This is a genomic window from Rhizohabitans arisaemae (assembly GCF_025996515.1).
Taxonomy (GTDB): Bacteria; Actinomycetota; Actinomycetes; order Streptosporangiales; family Streptosporangiaceae; genus Rhizohabitans; species Rhizohabitans arisaemae.
The window spans coordinates 862,270-882,572 of record NZ_BLRH01000009.1; the positions used below are offsets into that span (position 1 = coordinate 862,270).

At 68.4% G+C, this 20,303-nt stretch carries 20 protein-coding genes; 2 read left to right on the top strand and 18 right to left on the bottom strand.

Annotation, left to right across the window (positions count from 1 at the left end; genetic code table 11):
- Positions 1 to 56: 56 nt before the first annotated feature.
- The 3 genes from RUR_RS04650 to RUR_RS04660 all read right to left on the bottom strand — a co-directional run bounded on the left by RUR_RS04650 (position 57) and on the right by RUR_RS04660 (position 2,687).
- Entirely contained in the window at positions 57 to 443 is a 387-nt protein-coding gene (locus RUR_RS04650; protein WP_283133592.1) for a DUF3040 domain-containing protein, read from the bottom strand.
- 209 nt (positions 444 to 652) lie between these two features.
- Positions 653 to 1,918 (bottom strand): DNA polymerase IV, encoded by a 1,266-nt coding sequence (locus RUR_RS04655; protein WP_283133593.1) that lies wholly within the window; start codon positions 1,916 to 1,918, stop codon positions 653 to 655.
- Between the two features lie 22 nt (positions 1,919 to 1,940).
- Positions 1,941 to 2,687 (bottom strand): methyltransferase, encoded by a 747-nt coding sequence (locus RUR_RS04660; protein WP_283133594.1) that lies wholly within the window; start codon positions 2,685 to 2,687, stop codon positions 1,941 to 1,943.
- 140 nt (positions 2,688 to 2,827) lie between these two features.
- Here RUR_RS04660 and RUR_RS04665 point away from each other — a divergent pair, with 140 nt between their 5' ends.
- Positions 2,828 to 3,727, top strand: a complete 900-nt coding sequence (locus RUR_RS04665; RefSeq protein ID WP_283133595.1) for a cation diffusion facilitator family transporter — start codon at positions 2,828 to 2,830, stop codon at positions 3,725 to 3,727.
- A 15-nt stretch (positions 3,728 to 3,742) separates the two neighbouring features.
- Here RUR_RS04665 and nusB read toward each other — a convergent pair whose 3' ends face one another.
- From nusB to RUR_RS04680, 3 genes are read right to left on the bottom strand one after another with little or no spacing between them, the layout of a single operon-like run.
- Entirely contained in the window at positions 3,743 to 4,153 is a 411-nt protein-coding gene (gene nusB, locus RUR_RS04670; protein ID WP_283133596.1) for a transcription antitermination factor NusB, read from the bottom strand.
- 1 nt (position 4,154) lies between these two features.
- Positions 4,155 to 4,715, bottom strand: a complete 561-nt coding sequence (gene efp, locus RUR_RS04675) for an elongation factor P (protein ID WP_283133597.1) — start codon at positions 4,713 to 4,715, stop codon at positions 4,155 to 4,157.
- 27 nt (positions 4,716 to 4,742) lie between these two features.
- Positions 4,743 to 5,858: a M24 family metallopeptidase gene (locus tag RUR_RS04680; RefSeq protein ID WP_283133598.1), complete on the bottom strand. Its 1,116-nt coding sequence runs from the start codon at positions 5,856 to 5,858 to the stop codon at positions 4,743 to 4,745.
- A gap of 126 nt (positions 5,859 to 5,984) precedes the next feature.
- On the opposite strand from RUR_RS04680, the gene RUR_RS04685 reads away from it, so the two are divergent.
- A complete protein-coding gene (locus tag RUR_RS04685; protein WP_283133599.1) occupies positions 5,985 to 7,856 on the top strand; it encodes a glycoside hydrolase family 9 protein in 1,872 nt (623 codons plus the stop codon).
- 80 nt (positions 7,857 to 7,936) lie between these two features.
- On the opposite strand, the gene RUR_RS04690 is transcribed toward RUR_RS04685, so the two are convergent.
- From RUR_RS04690 to RUR_RS04745, 12 genes are all read right to left on the bottom strand, one after another.
- Positions 7,937 to 9,160 carry an ABC transporter permease gene (locus RUR_RS04690; RefSeq protein WP_283133600.1) on the bottom strand — a complete coding sequence of 408 codons (1,224 nt, stop codon included), beginning with the start codon at positions 9,158 to 9,160 and terminating at the stop codon, positions 7,937 to 7,939.
- Positions 9,157 to 9,822: an ABC transporter ATP-binding protein gene (locus RUR_RS04695; protein ID WP_283133601.1), complete on the bottom strand. Its 666-nt coding sequence runs from the start codon at positions 9,820 to 9,822 to the stop codon at positions 9,157 to 9,159. The genes RUR_RS04690 and RUR_RS04695 overlap by 4 nt, the downstream gene beginning before the upstream one ends.
- The gene (locus RUR_RS04700; protein WP_283133602.1) at positions 9,819 to 11,549 is read right to left on the bottom strand and encodes a peptidoglycan-binding protein; all 1,731 of its coding nucleotides are present in this window, start codon (positions 11,547 to 11,549) and stop codon (positions 9,819 to 9,821) included. Before RUR_RS04700 ends, RUR_RS04695 begins: the two co-directional genes overlap by 4 nt.
- A 228-nt stretch (positions 11,550 to 11,777) precedes the next feature.
- Positions 11,778 to 12,731, bottom strand: a complete 954-nt coding sequence (locus RUR_RS04705; RefSeq protein ID WP_283133603.1) for a hypothetical protein — start codon at positions 12,729 to 12,731, stop codon at positions 11,778 to 11,780.
- Positions 12,732 to 12,798: 67 nt separating this feature from the next.
- Positions 12,799 to 13,692, bottom strand: a complete 894-nt coding sequence (locus tag RUR_RS04710) for a hypothetical protein (protein ID WP_283133604.1) — start codon at positions 13,690 to 13,692, stop codon at positions 12,799 to 12,801.
- 108 nt (positions 13,693 to 13,800) lie between these two features.
- On the bottom strand, positions 13,801 to 14,673 hold the full coding sequence (locus RUR_RS04715; RefSeq protein WP_283133605.1) for a hypothetical protein: 873 nt from the start codon (positions 14,671 to 14,673) through the stop codon (positions 13,801 to 13,803).
- A 292-nt stretch (positions 14,674 to 14,965) separates the two neighbouring features.
- Positions 14,966 to 15,847 carry a hypothetical protein gene (locus RUR_RS04720; protein WP_283133606.1) on the bottom strand — a complete coding sequence of 294 codons (882 nt, stop codon included), beginning with the start codon at positions 15,845 to 15,847 and terminating at the stop codon, positions 14,966 to 14,968.
- Between the two features lie 93 nt (positions 15,848 to 15,940).
- Positions 15,941 to 16,798 carry a hypothetical protein gene (locus RUR_RS04725; RefSeq protein WP_283133607.1) on the bottom strand — a complete coding sequence of 286 codons (858 nt, stop codon included), beginning with the start codon at positions 16,796 to 16,798 and terminating at the stop codon, positions 15,941 to 15,943.
- Positions 16,799 to 16,923: 125 nt separating this feature from the next.
- Complete coding sequence (locus RUR_RS04730; RefSeq protein ID WP_283133608.1) at positions 16,924 to 17,796, bottom strand: hypothetical protein; 873 nt, start codon at positions 17,794 to 17,796, stop codon at positions 16,924 to 16,926.
- A 105-nt stretch (positions 17,797 to 17,901) separates the two neighbouring features.
- Positions 17,902 to 18,819, bottom strand: coding sequence for a hypothetical protein (locus tag RUR_RS04735; protein ID WP_283133609.1), 918 nt, complete (start codon positions 18,817 to 18,819; stop codon positions 17,902 to 17,904).
- Positions 18,816 to 19,157, bottom strand: coding sequence for a PadR family transcriptional regulator (locus tag RUR_RS04740; protein ID WP_283133610.1), 342 nt, complete (start codon positions 19,155 to 19,157; stop codon positions 18,816 to 18,818). Before RUR_RS04740 ends, RUR_RS04735 begins: the two co-directional genes overlap by 4 nt.
- Positions 19,158 to 19,201: 44 nt before the next feature.
- Entirely contained in the window at positions 19,202 to 20,242 is a 1,041-nt protein-coding gene (locus RUR_RS04745) for an LLM class F420-dependent oxidoreductase (protein ID WP_283133611.1), read from the bottom strand.
- Between the last annotated feature and the right edge of the window lie 61 nt (positions 20,243 to 20,303).

Genomic DNA, 20,303 nt, shown 5'->3' on the forward strand with positions numbered 1-20,303 from the left:
CGGAGCCAGGCTCCGCGAAGAGCGGGATTCACCTGCCGTAGGGAGGAGGCGCTGCCTCAGCGCTCTTCGTGGCGACGCCGCCAGCGCTCTTCCATGCGTTCCATGAATCCTGGTTTGTGTGTGCGTCGGCTGGGTTGGCCACGCAGTTGTGGGCCTTCGTCAGGCCCGGAACCCTTCATTCGCTTCAAGCTGGACAGACCCCACAGTGAACAGGCGAGCATGACCACGAAGCCGCCGACGCCGAGCGGATACAGCGGCACGACAACGCCGACCATCATTAAGACAACGCCGAGGAAGAACCCGATCGATGCCTTGACCAGCCGACGTTTGTAGTGAGTACGCGGGTCGCTGATCCGCACCGCGTTGGCGAACTTCGGGTCCTCGGCATAGAAGGCCTGCTCGATCTGGTCGAGCAGGCGCTGCTCGTGCTCAGACAGCGGCACGGCGCCTCCCAAGGACGGCCCCAAGACGGGGTAGACGGCAACGGTCGACAAGGTGTGCACACCGATTTGGCGCCCCGCACCCTGCGGTCGGTTATCCCCAGAATACGAGGCTGTAGACGTAGACGAAAGAAAACGTCCAACCACGGGCAAGCCATGATGAACAGGAATCGTAACCCTGTCCCTGGAGCAACCCCCTTCGCCTTGCCCGATCATAGTTCCGAGGTCTCCGGCACGGTCCCGGGATCGTCGAAATCCCGCCGTACCAGGGTAGCGGGGATTATCGCACCTTCTCCGAAACGGCGGACCGCCCGGTCCATCGCCCGCTCCGCCTCCGCCCAGCCGACCTCCCGCTCCCCCAGGCCCAGCTGGCGCGAGACCGACTCCGCGGGACGGAGGTTCTCCACCCGGACCCCGACCAGGCGGAGCCTCACCCGTTCCAAACCCGCGGCGTGGTAAAGATCACAGGCCGCGGCGTAGATCTCCTTCGCCACGTCCGTCGCCTCCCGCAGCGTCCGGGAGCGGCTGATCGTGGTGAAGTCGGAACGGCGTAGCTTGACGCTGACGGTCCTCCCCGCACGGCCTCCGGCGCGCAGCCGGGCGGCCACCCGCTCGGAGAGCCGGAGCAGCTCCCTGCGGATGACCTCCGGGTCGTCGACGTCGGCGGCGAAGGTCTCCTCGGCGCCGATGCTCTTGTCGGGGGCGTGCGGCACGACCTTCCGGTCGTCACGCCCCCACGCGAGGGCGGCGAGCGCCGTGCCCGCGGCCGAGCCCAGCTCCCGCCGGAGGGTCGCCTCCGGCACCCGGGCGAGGTCCCCGACGGTCCTGATGCCGAGCCTGCGCAGGACGGTCTCGGTCTTCTCCCCCACGCCCCACAGCGCCGCCACGGGCAGCGGGTGGAGGAAGGCCACGACCTCGGCGACCGGCACCACGAGCAGACCGTCCGGCTTGCACTGCTGCGAGGCGAGCTTGGCGACGAACTTGGTACCCGCCACCCCGACCGAGCAGGTGATGCCGAACCGCTCCCGCACCCGGGCGCGGATCAGCTCGCCGATCCGGGCGGGGCGGCCGACCCTGCGCCCCGCCCCGGCCACATCCAGGAACGCCTCGTCGGAGGCGATCGGCTCCACCTCGGGCGTGAACTCGTGGAAGATCTCCATGACGCCGCGGGAGACCTCGCCGTACCTCCCCCGGGAGGGCGGGATGACCACGGCATGGGGGCAGAGCCGCCGGGCCCGCGTCATCGGCATCGCCGAGTGGACGCCGAACCGCCGCGCCTCATAGGTCGCGCTCAGCACCACCCCGCGCCCGCCGGAAACCCCGACGATCACCGGTTTCCCGACCAGCTCCGGCCGGTCGAGCAGCTCCACACTGGCGAAGAACGCGTCCATGTCGACATGGAGGATCGGGCAGCCGGTGTCGTCCGCGTCGGCGCCCAGGACGGGTGCCCGACGGGGAACCTGCTGCTTTCGCGACATGGATCGATTATACGTTCGATTTCTATCGGATGCCGACGAGGTGGAGCTGGGTGGCGATGTCCCGCAGCACCGGGTGGGTCGCCGCCACCTGCTCCAGCGCGATCAGCGCGGAGACCGCCCTCGGCTCCCCGTCCACCAGACCGCCGCCCACCAGATCGGACAGGACCCGAACCCCGTGCGCCGCGCCCGGCGCGAACCCCGACTCCGCCAGCAGATCGGCCAGGCCCTCCCGGGTGTAGCGCCTCGGCACCGGATCGCGATCCCCGAACCTGCCCTCGGGATCGGTCAGGATCGCCAGCGCCTCCTCGAACTGCCCCGTCACACAGCGGTGGATGGCCGCCGCCGCCGAGTTCGCCGCCAGCACGCTCACCGCCCCGCCCGGCCGCAGCAACCCCGCCACCGCCGCCAACGCCGACCGCGGGTCGTCCACGTACTCAAGGACGCTGTGCAGGAGCACCAGGTCGGTCCCCGCGGGCTCCAGCAGCTCGCCCAAGTCGGCCGCGTCCCCTTGCAGCGCGCGGACCGTCACGCCGGACTCGGCCGCCCGGCGCTCCAGTGCGGCCAGGGAGTCCGGGCTGGGATCGACCACCGTCACCGAGTGCCCGAGGCCGGCCAGGGGCACGGCGAAACCGCCCGTACCGCCCCCGGCGTCAAGGATGTCGAGCCTGTCCCGTCCCGTGACCTTGACCTGCATCTCGATGACCTCACGCAAGGCCTCCCACACCACCGCGGTGCGTACGGCCCCCACGGTGCGCTGCGTCTCCGCCACGGATCGTCTCCTCACTCGTGTGACACTGGCATTAGCCTAAGCGTGGCAGGGGTAGGTACCGACCGTGCCGACCTTGCGCCCATCACGAGCGGCCGGGCGATTCCCGTGTGACCGCGACGAACCCCGCTAGGGGCCTGCGCATGGGCGGAGGGCACCAGAGCGCGGCCGCGCGCCACCGGGGGCGGCTCGTGATCGTCCTCGGCATCTCATCCGTGGTCTTCATCGCCCAGATCGCCGGGGGCGTCGCCGCGGACAGCCTGGCGCTGATCTCCGACTCGCTGCACGTGGCCACCGACATCACCGGGGTCCTGCTCGCCCTGATCGCCACCACCCTCGCGGCCCGGCCGCCCTCCCCCGGAAAGACCTTCGGCTACCTCCGCCTGGAGGTGTTCGCGGCGGTCGTCAACGCGATCCTGCTCTTCTCCATCGCCATCTGGATCTTCACCGAGGCGTACGGGCGCTTCTTCGCACCCCCCGTGGTCGAAAGCGGCCTCGTCCTGGTCATCGCACTGATCGGACTGGTCGTCAACGCGATCTCCCTGCGCCTCCTGCACGCCGGGCAGGCCGAGAGCCTCAACGTCCGGGGGGCCTACCTGGAGGTCCTGGGCGACCTGCTCGGCTCGATCGCCGTCGTGGCGGCCGCGATCGGAATCGGGGTCACCGGCTGGTACGTCATCGACCCGATCGCCTCGGTCCTCGTCGCGCTGATGATCCTCCCCCGCGCCTGGCGGCTGCTCCGCGACGCGCTCGACGTGCTCCTGGAGGCCACGCCGAAGAACGTCGACCTCGCCGAGGTACGGCGGCACCTGCTGGCGGAGGAGGGGGTCGTCGACGTGCACGACCTGCACGCGTGGACCATCACCAGCGGCCTGCCGATCCTCACCGCGCACATCGTGGTCGGCCGGGACCGGCTCAGCGACCCCGGACCGCTCCTGGACCGGCTGCACCGATGCCTGATCGGGCACTTCGACGTGGAACACTGCACGCTGCAGCTGGAACCCGAGGGACACTCCGCGCACGAGGGAAACGGGCACGCGTGAGGGCCCCGCACGGCCTCAGAGCGTCAGCGAGGACTTGAGCTGCTTGAAACGGGCGAGCATCCCGTTGACGAACGACGGCGACTCGTCGGTGGACAGCTCGTGGGCGAGCTGAACCCACTCGCTGATCGTCACCCCGTCCGGGACCTCGTCGACCCAGAGCAGCTCATAGGCGCCGCCCCGGAGGATGTTCCGGTCGACCACCGGCATCCGGTCCAGCGTCCAGCCTTCGGCGTAGGTCTCGATCAGCTCGTCGATCCGTCCCAGATGCCGGTTGACGCCCTCCACCAGAGTGATCGTGTACTCGTTGACCGGCGGCTCGGCCCGCTCCACCTTCTCGGCGAGCACGGTGAGCAGGGGCTCGGTACGGAGCTCCGCCTCGTACAGGACGTCCAGGGCCCGCTTCCTCGACTTGCCGCGCGCCGACACCTCAGGCCCGGCCGAGGTACTCGCCGGTACGGGTGTCGACCTTGACCTTCTCGCCCGTGGTGATGAAGAGCGGGACCTTGATCTCGGCGCCGGTCTCCAGCGTGGCGGGCTTGGTGCCGCCCGTGGAACGGTCGCCCTGCAGACCCGGCTCGGTCTGGGAGATGGTCAGCTCGACCGCGGCCGGCAGCTCGACGTAGAGCACCTCGCCCTCGTTCACCGCGATCGTCGCGAGCATGTTCTCCAGCAGGTAGTTGACGGTGTCGCCCAGCGCCGCCCGGGAGACGTTGAGCATGTCGTAGGTCTCGGTGTCCATGAAGACGTAGTCGCCGCCGTCGATGTAGGAGAACTGCATCTCCCGCTTGTCGACGCTCGCCACCTCGACCTTCACGCCGGCGTTGAAGGTCTTGTCCACGACCTTGCCCGACCGGACGTTCTTCAGCTTGGTGCGAACAAAGGCGCCGCCCTTACCGGGCTTGACGTGCTGGAACTCCACCACAGACCACAGCTCGCCGCCGTCGAGCTTCAGCACCAGGCCGTTCTTGAGATCGTTTGTCGTCGCCACGTGTTCGTTCTCCCGCGTGTAGCCGCCCTAGAGGACGAGCAGCTCCTTGGTGGTCAGTGTGAGAAGCTCCGGTCCATCGTCTCGCGTCACCAGGGTGTCCTCGATCCGGACGCCGCCCCTGCCCGGCAGGTAGACGCCGGGCTCGATGGTGATCGGAACTCGATCCATCAGTCTAGCGCGTCCGGGCTCGGGGTCGTTCCGCACCGCGTCCGGGGCGGGCGCCCGGGTCAGGAACGGCAGCTCGTGGATCTCCAGGCCGACCCCGTGTCCCAGACCGTGGGTGAACCACTCGCCCTCCCCCGCCGCCTCGATGACCGACCGGGCGGCGGCGTCCACCTCGGTGAGCGCCGCCCCCGGCCGTACCGCGTCCACCCCCGCGAGCTGGGCCCGCGCCACCAGGTCGTACAGGTCCCGCTGCCAGTCCGCGACCGCCCCGACGGCCACGGTGCGGGTCATGTCGGCGTGGTAGCCGTCGTACAGGGCGCCGAAGTCCATGGTCACCAGGTCACCGCGGCGGATGGCCCGCTCCCCCGGCCCGTGGTGGGGCACCGCCCCGGACGGCCCGGCCGCGACGATCGAGTCGAAGGCGGGTTTGCGGGCGCCGAGCTCGGTCATCCTGGTCTCCAGCGCGCGGGCGAGCTCGAGTTCGGTCATCCCCGGGCGGATCCGGGGGAGCACGTCGGCGAAAGCCTGATCGGTGATCGCGCACGCCCGGCGCAGCGCCGCGATCTCGGACTCGTCCTTGACCATCCGGACCTCTTCGACCGGGGCCGAAAGCGGGACGAGCGGGAGGATCCGCTTCAGGCCGAGGTAGAGCCCGACGGTGACCGCGTGCGCCTCGAACCCCAGTTCGCCGACGCCGTCCCGGGCCGCCCGCTCGGTCAGCCTGGCCGCCACCTCCCGCTCCACGACGACCTCCAGGCCCTCGGGGAGAGCCCGGGCCGTCTCCGCGTACCGGGAGTCGGTGGCGAGGACCGCCCGGCCGTCCGAGTAGATCAGCACCGCGGCGTTGGAGCTGTTCAGCCCGGTCAGGTAGCGCACGTTGACGGGCTTGACGACGAGCACCGCCGCGGTGCCCGCGATCTCCGCCAGCCGGGCGCGCCGGGCCTGAAGGACGTCGCCGGGGCTTGGGAACACGGTCATGCCGTCGACTTTACGGCGAGCGCCTGATCATGGAAAGCCGCCTCTTGACCCGTTCCGACCGACGGGCTACCTTCCGGTTTGTTAGGAAAGCTTCCTAACCAACTTTCCGCCGTGTGAGGACCGCCCATGGGGTTGAAACGTCTGGCCACCGTCACCGCGCTCGTCTGCCTGGCCTCCCTGGCGACGGCGGGCGCCACCGCCGCCACCGCGGCGGCCCCCGCCGCCTTCATCCGGGTCGACCAAGCCGGATTCACCACCGCAGAGACCAAACACGCCTACCTGCTCTCCACCCGGGCCGCCCCCGGCGCGCGTTTCACCGTCGTCGACGCCGGCGGCCGTACCGTCCTGACCGGGCGCGCCGGCACCAGGCTCGGCGACTGGAACGCCAAGTACCCGCACGTGTACCTCATCGACCTCAGCAACGTGCGGACCCAAGGCGCCTACCGGATCAAAACCACCGGATCGGTCGCCACGACCTCCCCCGCCTTCCGGGTCGGCACCTCCGCCCTCTACCTCGACCCCGCGCGAAAGGCCCGGACCTTCTTCACCGGCCAGCGGGACGGAGCCGACGTCGTCCCCGGAGACCTCGGCCGCAAACCCGCCCACCTCAACGACCGCCGCGCCGAGGTCTACGACCACCCGACCTTCACCGGCCCGGGCACCGACCAGATCAGCGGCGAGCTGAGAAGGATCGGCGGGCCCGTCGACGTCTCCGGCGGATGGTTCGACGCCGGTGACTACCTCAAGTTCACCCACATCATGGCGTACGCCAACACCATGGTCTGGGCCTCGGTCCGGGACGGCGCCCCCGACGACGCCCTGCGCCGGGAAGCCCGCCACGGCATCGACTGGCTCGACAAGATGTGGGACGAACGGACCAAAACCCTCTACATCCAGGTCGGCATCGGCGCCGGCAACGCCGAAGGCACCTTCGTCGGCGACCACGACGTCTGGCGGCTCCCCGAAGCCGACGACAACGACACCGCGACCGGCCGTCACTTCATCCGCAACCGGCCCGTCTTCCGCGCCGCCGCCCCGGGACAGCCGATCAGCCCCAACCTGGCCGGCCGGACCGCCGCCGCGTTCGCCCTCGCCGCCCAGTCCGAGACCGACCTGACCCGGGCCCGCGACCTGCTCGACAAGGCCGCCCAGGTCTACGCACTCGCCAAGACCGAGAACGTCGGGCAGCTCATCACCTCGCTCCCGTACGCCTTCTATCCCGAAAGCCCCTGGCGGGACGACATGGAACTCGGCGGCACCCAGCTCGCCCTCGCCGCGCTGCGCCTCGGCGACAACCGGCTGAACGGGTGGGTCCGCGACGCCGCGCACTGGGCCCGCCAGTACCTCACCCACGAAGCCGGCGGGGACACCCTCAACCTGTACGACGTGAGCGCGCTCGCGCACGCCGACCTCACCCGGGTCCTGCGCCGGGTCAACGTGAGCGGCCTCGCCGTCACCGCCGACGACCTCATCGGCGACCTCCGCGCCCAGCTGAACATCGGCGCCACACGATCGGCCGCCGACCCGTTCCGCGCTGGAGCCCAATACGACAACTTCGACGCCGTCCCCCGCACCTTCGGCCTCGCCGCCACCTCCCGGCTGTACCGGTCGGTCACCGGCGACCCCACCTTCGACACCTTCGGCAACCGGCAGCGCGGCTGGGCGTTCGGCGCCAACCCCTGGGGCGTCTCGTTCATGGTCGGCGTCGGCGAGAACTACGAGAAGTGCCCGCACCACCAGGTCGCCAACCTGCGTAAGCGCGACGCCGTCGGCGCCGTCGTGAACGGCCCCAACAGCGCCGGCCTGTTCAGCGGCGGGCTCGGCGGCCACTTCGCCGAGATGAACAAGTGCCCGGCCGACGGCGTCGACCGGTACGAGGAGTTCACCGGCAAGGGCTCCCGGTACGTCGACGACGTCCGCTCCTGGCAGGCCTCCGAACCCGCCATCGACTTCGCCGCGATCGGCCTCTACGCCAACACCCTCATGAGCCGCGGCTGACCCCGCGATTCCAGATCCTGTACGGGCTGCGCCGGTCCGGGCCCCTGTTCCGGGCCGACGCAGCCCGTACCCCTGGTGGTTCAGGTTCCGCTGCGGAGCGCTTCCACAGGCTCCATCCGGGCGGCCCGGATGGACGGGTAGAGGCCGGCAAGCAGGCCGACCAGGGCGCCGGCGACGGGGGCGGCCAGAGCGAGGCGGGTGTCCAGGACCGGGGTCCACTCGTTGGCGGCGGAGATGCCGACGACGGCGACGATGCCGAGGCTCGCGCCGATCACCCCGCCGATCAGGCCGATCATCGTGGACTCCAGCAGGAACTGGGCGGCGATGTGCCGCCGGGCGGCGCCGAGGGCGCGGCGGAGGCCGATCTCCCCGATGCGCTCCATCACCGTGACGAGTGTCACGTTGGCGATGCCGACGCCTCCGACGACGAGGGAGACCAGTCCGAGGATGAGGAACAGGGTGTTGACGTCGCTCTGCACGCCGTCCCTGGCCCGGGTGGGGCTCGGCGGCGAGGTCACCTGCAGGCCGGTGGGGTTGTTCGGGCTGAGCGCCTGCGGCGCCTGCTCGGCGATGAGCCCGGCGGCGCCGAGGCTGGTGTTGATCAGCACCCGGGAGACCTCCTTGAGGTCGAAGTCGGCGCGCCCGACCGAGGGTGGCACGATGACCGCGGTGGCCAGCCCCGGCTCACGGCCGATGCGGCCGAGGATCCCGATGACGGTGTAGGCCCGGTCCCCGATGAAGACGGCGGGCGCGTTCGCGGTCGTGGCGATCCCGAGCAGCTTGGCCGCCTGATCACCGAGGACGACCACCCGGTCCCTGCGGGTGATGTGCCCCTCGTCGTAGAAACGCCCGTCCACGATCGCGCCTCTTGCTGCCTCGGGCAGACCGACCGTGGCGGAGACGACCTCAAGGGTCTGGTCGGTGACCCGGGTGGGGTCCACGATCGCGTTGGCGCTGACCGTGAGGTTGGCGGTTTTGCGGCTCGTCGCCATCGCCGCCGAGGAGACCACACCGCGGAGCCGGGCGAGTTCCTCGGGTGCGTCCCAGCCGACCGACACCCGCTCGCCCCACGTCTGCTCGGGCACCTCGACCGTGACGGAGGTGGCGATGAGCGCGTCGAACCGGCCCACGATCTGGTTGCCCGCGGTCGCCGCGACGCCGATGGTGACGACGAGCGTGGCGATGCCGAGGACCGTGCCGAGGGTGGTGAGGGCGGAGCGGACCGGCCGGGCCAGCACCCCGGCGAGCGCCTCGCCGCACAGGTCCCGGACGTCCAGCCGCGGCTTGCCCGGGCCTCGCCTCACGTCAGCCGCCCGTCGTTGATCCGGACGACGCGGTCGGCCCGGCCGCTCACCACGTCGTCGTGCGTGATCACCACGATGGTGAGGCCTTGCTCGCGCAGCTCGTCGAAGAGGTCGAGTACCGAGGCGGTGTTGTCGCTGTCCAGGTTGCCCGTCGGCTCGTCGCAGAGCAGCAGCGCCGGATCGCCGCCGATCGCCCTGGCGATGGCCACCCGCTGCCGTTCGCCACCGGAGAGCCGATCCGGGGTGAAGCCGACACGGTGTCCCATACCCACCCGGTCGAGCGCGTCCAGCGCGCGTTTCCTTCTCCGGCGACGATCGTGTTTGCGGTAGAGCTCGGCGAGCATCACGTTCTCCTCCACGGTCCGGGTGGCCAGGAGGTGGAAGGACTGGAAGACGAAGCCGATCCGGCTCCCCCGCAGCGCCGTACGCTCCCCGTCGGACAGGTCCGTGGTCTCCACCCCGTCCAGCCGGTAGGAGCCGCCGGTCGGCCGGTCGAGCAGGCCGAGGGTGTTGAGCAGAGTGGATTTGCCCGATCCGGAGGGTCCGACGATGGCGAGGTAGTCCTTGGGCGGCACCTCCAGGGTGACGTCGGAGAGGGCATGGACGGGCGGTTCGGTGGGAAAAATCCGGCAGACGTCCGCCAAGCTGATCACGGTCGTCACGTCACGGCCCCCACCACGACCCGGTCGCCCTCCTTGAGCGCCCCCTGCTCCACCGGTTTGACCTCGACGTTCCCGTCTGCGGCCAAGCCGGCGACGATCGGCACATCCTTGGTGGCGTTCTCGCCGGTCTGCAGTTTGACCCGCGCCGTTCCGTCGGCCGAGGTGAAGACGGCGGCGACCGGCACCGTCAGCACCTTCCCCGCGCTCGCGCCGACCTGCACGGTCGCGGTGACCGCGGATCCGGTCAGCGCGCGCAGCGGCCCCGAGTCGAACGCGGTGAGCAGGATCGGGACCGCCGACTGCCCTTCGGGGGCCTTGGGTCCGTCGCTCTGCTCGGCCTCCTTGCCGATGGCGGTCACCGCCGCTTTGAACGTGCGGCCCGCCGCGGTCTCGATGGTCGCGGGCAGGCCCTTGCGCAGCAGCCTGGCCTCCTGTTCGGGGATGAACCCCGGGACGGTTACGCTCGCCCCGGTGACGGTGGCGACCTTCCCGGTCACCGGGTCCCCCGCTTTGACCGAGACCTTGTCGAGCCGGGCGGGGAACGCGGGCAGGAAGACCACCTCCCCTGCGGGCACGCTGAGGCCGTACCGCGTCCGCGCCACGGCGAGCGCCGCCTGCGCGGCTCCCAGGCTCCGCTTGCCGTTGGCGATTTTCAGTTTGAGGAGTTTCACGTCCTTGCTCAGCTTGAGCTGCTGTTTGTCGGCGAGGAGCGCCTCTTCGGCGGTCTCCACGGCCTGGCGGAGCTGCTGCAGCTTCTGCTCGTCGGCCTCGTGGCCGCGTTCCTCGAAGTCGGCGAGGGCCTGCTCCGCGGCCGCCAGATTCTCCCGAGCCCCCTGCAACCGCAGCTCCAGCAGGCGCTTGTCGTCCTCGGGTTTGGCCGCGGCGAGGGCCTGCTCGGCCGCGAGCACCTCCTCCCTGGCCGACTGTACGGCGCGGCGCAGCGATTCCCGTCGCTCGCGGGTCTCCAGGCTCTCGCCGTACGCCTCGAACTCCGCCAGCGCCTCCTTGGCCCTGGCCAGGTTCCGCTCACTGTTGGCGATCTTCAGCTTGATCAGCCGCTGGTCACCGCCTTGACCAAGCGTCCGCTCGTCGGCCACCAGGGCTTCCCGGGCCTGGTCGACGGCGCGTTCCAGATCCCGCAGGGCCTGCCGTTCCTCCGGCCCCGGCTCCTGCGCCCGATACCCCTTCTTGGCGTACCAGCGCCGTACGGCCGCCGCGGTCCCCGCGTCGAAGACCCCCGAGATCCGCCCCGGGCTGAAACCGAGCCCCGCCAGGGCCCGCTGCAGCTGCTTGACGTCCGGCCCCTCGGTACCCGGCTCCAGCGCCCGGTACATCGGGATGTCCCCCTTCAGGGCGAAGACCGGGCGGCCCCCGACCTCCATGAACACCGAGCCGTTGCGCAGGCGGGTGCCCGCGGGCGGCACCCTGGTGGCCCGCTGGACGGACGACGCCCCCGGCTCGCTCCCCCCCGAAGCGGCACCGCCCACGGTGCCGGCGAGGAAGATCGAGAGCGGTGAGCCGTACGCCAGCTGGCCCTGCATGGCGACGGAGCTCGTCAACGTCTGCCGGACCACGGGTGCGGTGACCAGGGACGGATTGGGCGGGCGGCGGGCCGCGGCCTCGTCGGCGGGCGACCTGAGCCGCGTCCCCACACCCCAGCCGACCCCCGCCAGCACCACCACACCGCCGACGATCACGCTGAGGGTACGGCGCGGAGACCTCTTCACGGGGACACCTCGGGTTCGTGGGCGCCCTGGTCCGCCGAGACGATCCCGCCTCCACCAGTCAACACGAAAAGCCAGGTTCTATGCATGATGTGATTCCGTTTCACGGGGGTACGGCCGACTGAGCACCGGTCGCCGGACCGGGCGGGCATCTGTGGTCGTGGCCCGGCGGGTGCGGGAAGCGGGTCTCCCGCACCCGCCGGGCCACGGTGAACGCATGACGCCGAGGCATCAGCCCCAAGGGGCCAAATTGGTCAGGTTTTGCTCGGCTTTCAGCCGATCGCGCTTCGGGCCGAAGGCCGCGTGGAACTCCTTGCCGCACTCCAGGTCCTCCAGCGCGGCCTTGATCTCACGTGCCAGGTACGGCCGGGCCTCCTGCGGGGTGACGATGAGCTCTGTGCGGCCCTTGCCTCCCGCATCCTGCTTGGCCTTGGCCAAGCCTTGGAACTGATCCTGGAAGACTTGCGGGACCGCCCAGAGGATCCCGATGGGTTTCACATCGGCGACCTGGTACCCCTTGCCCTTGAGACAGTCGGCGTACCTTTGGGCCGACGACACCAGTTGCGGGTCCGCGTTCAGCGCATCACGAATCCGCTGGTTGACCTGGTCGACTTCCGCATAGAGCTCTTCCACCGAGCTGAAGGTCTTGCCGAGCACAGCGTTGACCCCCTGGATATGACACTCATCACGAGCGGTGTGGTACGCCTCCACCTGGGTGCCGGACAGGTTCGATAGCAGCTCATCGTTGGGATTGTTCTCCAGCCCGGGGTTCTGCGGGTGCGTCTCGCCGTAGACCGACTGAGAGAAGGCGTCGAAGCCGTACTTCGACCGGTACTCCTTCATCGCCGCGTGATCACCGAGCCCGGCCTTGACCACCGCATCCGGCTTCGGCTTGGGCACGAAGGCGACGTACTTGAACCCCTTCTTCTTCATACAGTCGGCCTTCACCGCCTCGATCTCCCGCCGCTTGTCGGCTCCGGGCGAAGCCTGCGGCGAGGCGGCAACCGCCTCATCGGACTTCTCCTCGGGGGTGTTTCCACATCCGGCCAGCACCGTCAGCGAGAGCATGATCGGTACGGCGAAACGCCAGGTTCTGCGCATGATCTGATTCCGTTTCACAACAGGGGGGCGCAGCCGCGGATCCCGGCTGCGCGGTGAAAATGCGTCGCCGAGGCGGGTGAGCAAAGCTCCTGCACCCGTGATCACGGTGAACGCGTGACGCCGAGACGTCAGTTCTTGGGCGGCGAGCTCATCAGGGCTCGCCGAATTCCTCGTTCAGGATCGATTCCTCATGCCGGGCTTCCGGGAGGTAGACCGCGTAGAAGTCCTTGCCGCACTCCAGGTCGTCCAGTGCCGCTTTGATCTCCCGAGCCAGGTGCTGCCGCGCCGCCTCCTGGCTGATCTCATCCGACTCTTCGCCCGTTTTGGATTCTCCCCGGAGCGCATTGAGCTCCTGCCAGAAAGGCCAGCTCGCCGCCATGGTCACTCTTCCCGGCGCCGCGGAGTCAACGCGATACCCCTTCCCTTTCAGGCAGTCGGCGTACGGCTGGGCGAGCTCCACGAGCCGAGGGTTCACGTCGACCTGTTCAGAGAGCTGCTCGCCCCTCCGCATTCTTGCCTCCTGGAGATCCTTCGCCGAGCCGGCGACCTTTCCGAGCACCGTCCCGACCGCCTGGACCCTGCAGTCCTCAAGTGAGCTCCGATAGGTGGTGTTCTGGCTATCCGACAACGCCGCCAGAATCGCTGCGTTGGGGTCGTCATCGTTGCGTGCCGTCGACGAATGGAGCTGGACATCCGGATAGACGATCTGGGAGAAGATCTTGAAACCGTATTTCGAGCGGAACTCTTTCATCGCCGCGTAATCCCCGTTGGCGGCCATGACCGCTGTGTCGGAGCTTTTGTCCTTGGGGATGTAGGCGATGTAGGTGAAGCCCTTCTTCTTCATGCAGTCGGCTTTGGCCGCCTCGATCTCACGCCGCTTGACGGCCGCCGACGAGCTCCCGGACGTGGCACGCGTGGACTCGCCGGCCTGCGCCTTTGAGGTCGTCGGGGATTCGGCGGCTTTGCCCTCCGGAGTGGCCGAGCACGCGGTAAGGGCCACGAGCAGGAACGCGACAGGACCGGCGAAACGCCAGGGCTTGAGCATGATCAACCCCGTTCAAGAGAGGGAGCGGTCCACGGAGGTGGTCGGCGCCTGTGGTCGCGACCGGCGCGCATCCCCCTCGGTGACCACGACGAAAGTGACGCCTAGTCATCAGCTCAAGCCCATATCGGGCATATGCACAGCTTCCAGCTGATCCTTCTTCGGGATGAAAACCGGGCGGAACTCCTTGCCGCACTCCAGGTCCTCCAAGGCGGCCTTGATCTCACGGGTCAGGTACGGCCGGGCCTGCTCCGGGGTGGGAATGGCCGCCGCGAGATCACCGCTTTCCGACGCCTCCTGATTCGCCTTGCCCAACGCACTTCCCTCTTCGTTGAAGGCGAGCCAGAGCGCGTCGGCGACACCACTGGGTTTCACGTCGGTGACCCGGTATCCCTTGCCCTTGAGGCAGTCGGCGTATCCCTGGGCCAGCTCCACCAGCTGCGGATCCGCGTTCAGCTCACGATTGAGCCGCTCGGAGGCCTTCTCCCCCTCTTCATGGAATTCTTCCGCTGAGCGAAAAGACTTGCCGAACACGACATTGATCGCCTGTGCCTCGCATTCGTCGCTGGCCTCCCCGTAAGTCCCGTACTGAGAACGCGACAGGCTACGCTTCAGCGCATCATTAGGATCGTTCAGCTGTTCAGGGTTCTTAGGGTGCTTCTCGCGGTAAACCCAGTGAGAGAAGACGTCGAAACCGTATTTCGACCGGTACTCCTTCATCGCCGCGTAATCCCCGAGCTCGGCCTTGGCCACCACGTCCAGTTTTGGCTTGGGCACGAAGGCGACGTACGTGAACCCCTTCTTCTTCATACAGTCGGCCTTCACCGCCTCGACCTCCCGCCGCTTGTCCACCGCAGCTTCCGGGGAGTTGGCGGCCGAGGCGCCGGCTGATGCGGCGGGTTTGCCCTCCGGCGTGGTCCCGCACCCGGACAGGGCCCCAACCGACAATGCAACAGGTAACGCGAGATGCCAGTACTTGAACATGATGAGACCCCGTTCGAAGATTGATCCGTGGTGCGGACGGTGGTGTTTGAGTGGGGCCCGACCTGCCCGGAGGTCACCGCCCGCGGCCTCCTGCCCGGTCTTGAACGCCCGGCCGGCACCGTCGGCGACAAGGGCGACAGGTACGGCAGAACACCAAGGTTTGAGCATGGATTGACGTGTTCAAGGGATGGGAAGCGGCCTCAGGCCGCGAATCCGCGACGTGGGCTGTGCCGCCTGAGTGACGGGACGGCCCCCGTCATCGTGGGGTGGGAAACCGCACAGGACGCGGAGTTCAGAGACGGCCTAGCGGCACCATGAGATCGGCCCCCGACACCAGGGACTCAGTGATGAGCCGGGTGTGCTTCGGACCGTAAACCGCGTAGAACTCCTTGCCGCACTCCAGATCCTCCAGCGCGGCCTTGATCTCCCGCGCCAGATGCGGCCTCGCCTCCTCCACGGCGACAAGATCCCCGCTAATGTTGATTTGCCCGCTGTCCCCCGACTTCTCCTTCAGCAACGCCAGGAACTCAGCGGTGATGACATCGGAAAGAGCCGTGACGACCTTCGAGGGCTTGACATCCTGGATCCGGTGCCCCTTGCCTTTGAGGCAGTCGGCGTAACCCTGCGCCAGCCGAACCAGTTCCGGATCGGCGTCGAGCGCACGCTTCCCCTGTTCAGCGATCCGATCCGACTCTTTGGCGATGTCCTCCTGCGACTGGAACTTCGTGCCAAGCAGGGCGTTGAGTGCCTGCACGTGGCATTCGCCACCGGCTTTGATGAACGCGTCCGACTGTGCCCCGGACATCTCCTTCAAGAACTGCATGTTGGGGTTGTCGTCCGCGTCATTCACAGCAGGGCCGGCCTTGCCGAAAACGCTGACGGCGAAGACATCGAAGCCGTATTTTGCGCGGTACTCCTTCATCGCCGCGTAATCACCGAGTTGAGCCTTAATCACATCCGGTTTCGGCTTGGGGATGTAGGCGATGTACTTGAAGCCCTTGAGTTTCATGCAGTCGGCCCTCTTCGTCTCGATCTCCCGTCGTTTGTCCGCCGAAGCCTCCGTCGAGTTCGACGGCGAAGAACCGGTGGAATTCTCCGCCGAGGTGGTTCCGCAGCCGGCCAGCACCGTTAGCGACAGTACGACCGGTACGGCGAAACGCCAGGGTTTTGGCATGGCTGGTCCCCATTCAAGAAAGCGAAAACGGATTCAGGCCGCGGATCCGCGGCGCGGACTGTGCGGATCTGCGCGGCGCGCGGCGCGCGGCGGTCAGAGGTCTCCCACCAGCTCCTCGGACGCGGCGGTGATCCGGGCGTTCTTCGGGCCGTAGATCGCGTGGAACTCCTTGCCGCACTCCAGGTCCTCCAGCGCGGCCTTGATCTCCCGCGCCAGATACGGCTTCGCCTCCTCCGCGGTGAGAAGGTCCATGCGAAGCTGGCCGCTGCCCCCCGTCTTTTCCTGCATCAACGCCAGGAGCTCACCCCGGAAAAGGTCGCGAAGAGCCGTGACGACCTTCGTGGGTTTCGTATTCCCGATCCGATGCCCTTTGGCTTTCAGGCAGTCGGCGTAACCCGGCGCCAGCCGTACCAGGCCGGGATCGGCGTCAAGTGCGTGTTCCTCCCGCTCCCTGACCCGGTCCGCCTCCTGGTAAATCTCCTCATCCGAGCGGAAGTTCTTGCCGAGCACGGCGTTGACCGCCTGCACCTGGCATTCACCACCGGCTTTGGAGAATGCCGCCGATTGCGCCTCGGACAGCTCCCCCGCGAGGGCCGCGTTGGGGTTGTCGGTCAGGTTCTCCACACCAGGGGTATCGGCGATCCCGTAGACGGACACGGAGAAGATGTCGAAGCCGTACTTGGCGCGGTGCTCCTTCATCGCCGCGTAGTCGCCGAGTCTGGCCTTCACCACCGCGTCCGGCTCCGGCTTGGGAACGTAGGCGATGTACTTGAAGCCCTTCTGCTTCATGCAGTCGGCCTTCTTCGTCTCGATCTCCCGCCGCTTGTCGGCCGTGGGCTGCGGTGAGACGCCACCTGATACGGCGGGTTTCTCCTCGGAGGTGCTTGTGCAGCCGGCCAGCACCGCCAGCGAAAGCGCGACGGGTACGGCGAAACGCCAAGGCTTGAGCATGGTTGGTCCTCGTTCAAGAAGGCGGAATCGGATTCAGGCTGTGGGTCCACGGCGCGGATCGTGAGGATGAAAGGCGAACCCGGCGGCCCTGGATCACCTGGCCGACGCGACCACGGGTCCGGCGATCACGTGGGGTCATAGCTCCCCACTCCGTCGTATTCGGCGAGGATCCGGGCGTTCTTCGGTGCGTAGATCGCGTGGAACTCCTTGCCGCACTCCAGGTCCTCCAGCGCGGCCTTGATCTCCCGCGCCAGGTGCGGCTTCGCCTCCTCCGCGGTGGGAAGGGCATCGGCGGTGAAGCCCTTATCCCCCATCTTTTCGTTCAGCAACGCTCTGCTCTTCTCGCTGAACAAGTCAAAAAGAGCCGTGGCGATCTTCGTTGGCTTCGTATCCCGGATCCGGTACCCCTTTGCTTTCAAACAGTCGGCGTAACCCGGCGCCAGCCGTACCAGGTCCGGATCGGCGTCAAGCGCGCGCTCCCCCCGCTCCCGGGCCCGGTCCGACTCGTCGCCGATTTCGTCGTTCGAGCGGAAGTTCGTGCCGAGCACGGCGTTGACCGCCTGCACCTGACAGTCGCCACTGGCCTTGCGGAACGCCTCCCCTTGCGTCTCGGACATCTCCACGATGATCATCGCGTTGGGGTTGTCGTTCGGGTCGTACTCGCCAGGACTGATCTGGCCGTAGACCGTGGCGGCGAAGACGTCGAAGCCGTACTTCGCCCGGTGCTCCTTCATCGCCGCGTAGTCCCCGAGCCTGGCCTTCACCACCGCCTCCGGCGCCGACTTGGGGACATAGGCGGTGTACTTGAAACCCTTCTGCTTCATACAGTCGGCCTTCTTCGCCGCGATTTCCCGCCGCTTGTCCGCCAAAGCCGCCGGGGAGTTCGACGGCGAGGTCGCGACGGATCCGCCGGCCTTGTTCTCCGCCTCGGTCCCGCACCCGGTCAGGACCCCGAGCGCCAATGCGACAGGAACTGCGAAACGCCAACGTTTGAGCATGATCAACCCCGTTTCAACGCATGGTGGATCGACATGGTTGCCCGGCCCGGATTTCCGGCAAGGTGAAACACGGCGACCGGTGCCGCCGAAGAAAGAGTGCGAAGGTTACAGAATCACGTGCCGTTGCTCGCGGTAGGCGATCCCCGCCGCCACCACCGTGAGAAAGAGGAGGATGCCCAAGTGGGCGTAGTCACTCCTGGTCAAGTGGAACACGTCCTCGACGAAGTACACCGAGGCCGCGATCAGGTAGACGCCGGCCGCCACCGCCCACCGATGGTCCCTGACCACGCAGGTGGCCCAGAGCGCGAACAGCACGAGCGCGATCTCCAGTACCGCCCTGGTGAGTGTCCGGGGGGAGCCGAGCACACCGGTCAGCCCGGCGGCCGGATCCACCCCGGCGACGAAGGGGATCAGCACCGGCCACCACCAGGAGCGGTTCCCCGGAGCCTGCCGGCGTCCGGCCAGCACCGCCAGGCCCGCGATCGTCACCCCGTAGGAGAGCAGCGGCGCCCAGGGCCCGCCCTCCGAGAACAACGCCCGCGAGATCCCCTCGTCCGGGAGTACCGGGAGCCATCCCCGGTCGGGAAAGACCGGAATCAGAGTGATGTCCACCGGGAACTGGACCCCCGTGGCCAGGGTGGACATCTTCGCCGTGGTGGCCAGGACGAGCGGCAGCGCCAGCCGTACCCGGCCCCGCATGACCGCCAAAACCGCCAGCGCCGAAACCCCCACCCACACCGGGATCGACCGGAAGTAAGGGAAGAGCTGCGCCAGGTTGACGATCGAGAGCATCAGGACGCCGAGGTGAACGCCCTGCACCCAGGCCGGTCCGCGAGCCGAGTGCAGCACCCGGGTCCGCAGGCCCTCCCGGACGAGGGCCGTCGCCTCCCGGATCGGCGGAAGCCGCTGCGACGGCCTCGCCTCCTCCAGAAGCGTGCCGAGCAGCTCCTCCCCGTGACCGGTCCGGTAGGAGCGCGGATAGGCTCGCATCAGCAGCCGATATCGGCTCTCCAAGGTGGTCATGACCCTGCCGTCCCGGGCTGTGGCGAGCGGAGGGTGACGACCCTGGCGGCCTGCTGCATCCGCAGGGCCTCCTCGTTCAGCGCCTGCGTGCCGTCCTCGGTGAGCCGGAAGTAGCGCCGGGGTCGCCCGGACACGATCTCCTCCCGGTCCACGACGAGCAGACCGTGATCCGCCAGCCGGTCCAGCGCCCCGTACAGGGTGCCGACGGCCAGCCGGATCCGCCCGCCGGAAAGCTCGTCCGCGCGTTTGATGATCGCGTGGCCGTGCAGCGGGCCGTCCATGAGCGAGGCGAGGATGAAGTACGTCGGCTCGCTCATCGATGATGATCGCTTGATCATGGCAGCAGACAATACTTCGCCTCACGAAGTATCGTCAACCGAAATCAGGAAACAAGCTCCCGAATCCGCTCGATCAGCCGGACCCGCTCCGCATGGGTCCCCGCCACCGGGGTCACGTTGACCGTGGTCACCCCGGACTCGCGCATCGCCGCCAGACGATCCCGAACAAAGCCCTCCGAGCCGATCAGCGACATCTTCTCCAGCAGTTCGTACGGGACCAGCGCGGCCGCCTCGTCCTTACGGCCGTCGAGGTACGCCTCCTGGATCAGCTCCGCCTCCCGCTCGTACCCGTACCGGCGCGCCAGGTCGTTGTAGAAGTTCCGCCCCTTGGCCCCCATGCCCCCGATGTAGAGCGCCGCCATCGGACGGCCGAACTCCAGCAGGCCGGAGACGTCGTCCCCGATCGCCAGGGTGGCCTGAACGATCACATCGAGCCCGCCGAGCTCCGGGTCACGCTTGTCCCGGCCGACCGTCAAGGCGGAACCCCAGACCTGGCCGGCCTTCTCCGGAACGTAGAAAATCGGCGCCCAGCCTTCGGCGATCTCCGCGGTCAGCTCGACGTTCTTCGGCCCGATGGCGGCGATCACAATCGGGATCCGCTCCCGCACCGGGCGGTTGATGATCTTCAGCGGCTTGCCGAGGCCGGTGCCCTGCCCCTCGGGCAGCGGAATCCGGTAGTGCTTCCCGTCGTGGACCAGCCGCTCCCGCCGCCACACCTTGCGGCAGATCTCCACGACCTCCCGGGTCCGGGCCAGCGGCGCGTCGTACGGGACTCCGTGGAAGCCCTCCACGACCTGCGGCCCGGACGCCCCGATCCCCAGGACGAACCGCCCGTCGGACACATAGTCCAGCCCGGCCGCGGTCATCGCCGTCAGGGTGGGCGTGCGCGTGTAGAGCTGGAGGATTCCGGAGGCGATCTGCATCCGCTCGGTACTGGCCGCGAGATAGCCCAGCTGGCTGACCGCGTCGAAGCTGTACGCCTCGGCCACGAAGACGATCTCCAGCCCGGCCTTCTCGTAGTCGGCCAGCTCGGCGATCGTCTCCTTGAACCCGCCCGCGTAACTCAACGGCATCCCGATACGCATCCGCCGCTCCTCGTGGATATCTCATATTCCGTGAAACCGAATCCTATTCGGCTAAGGTCCC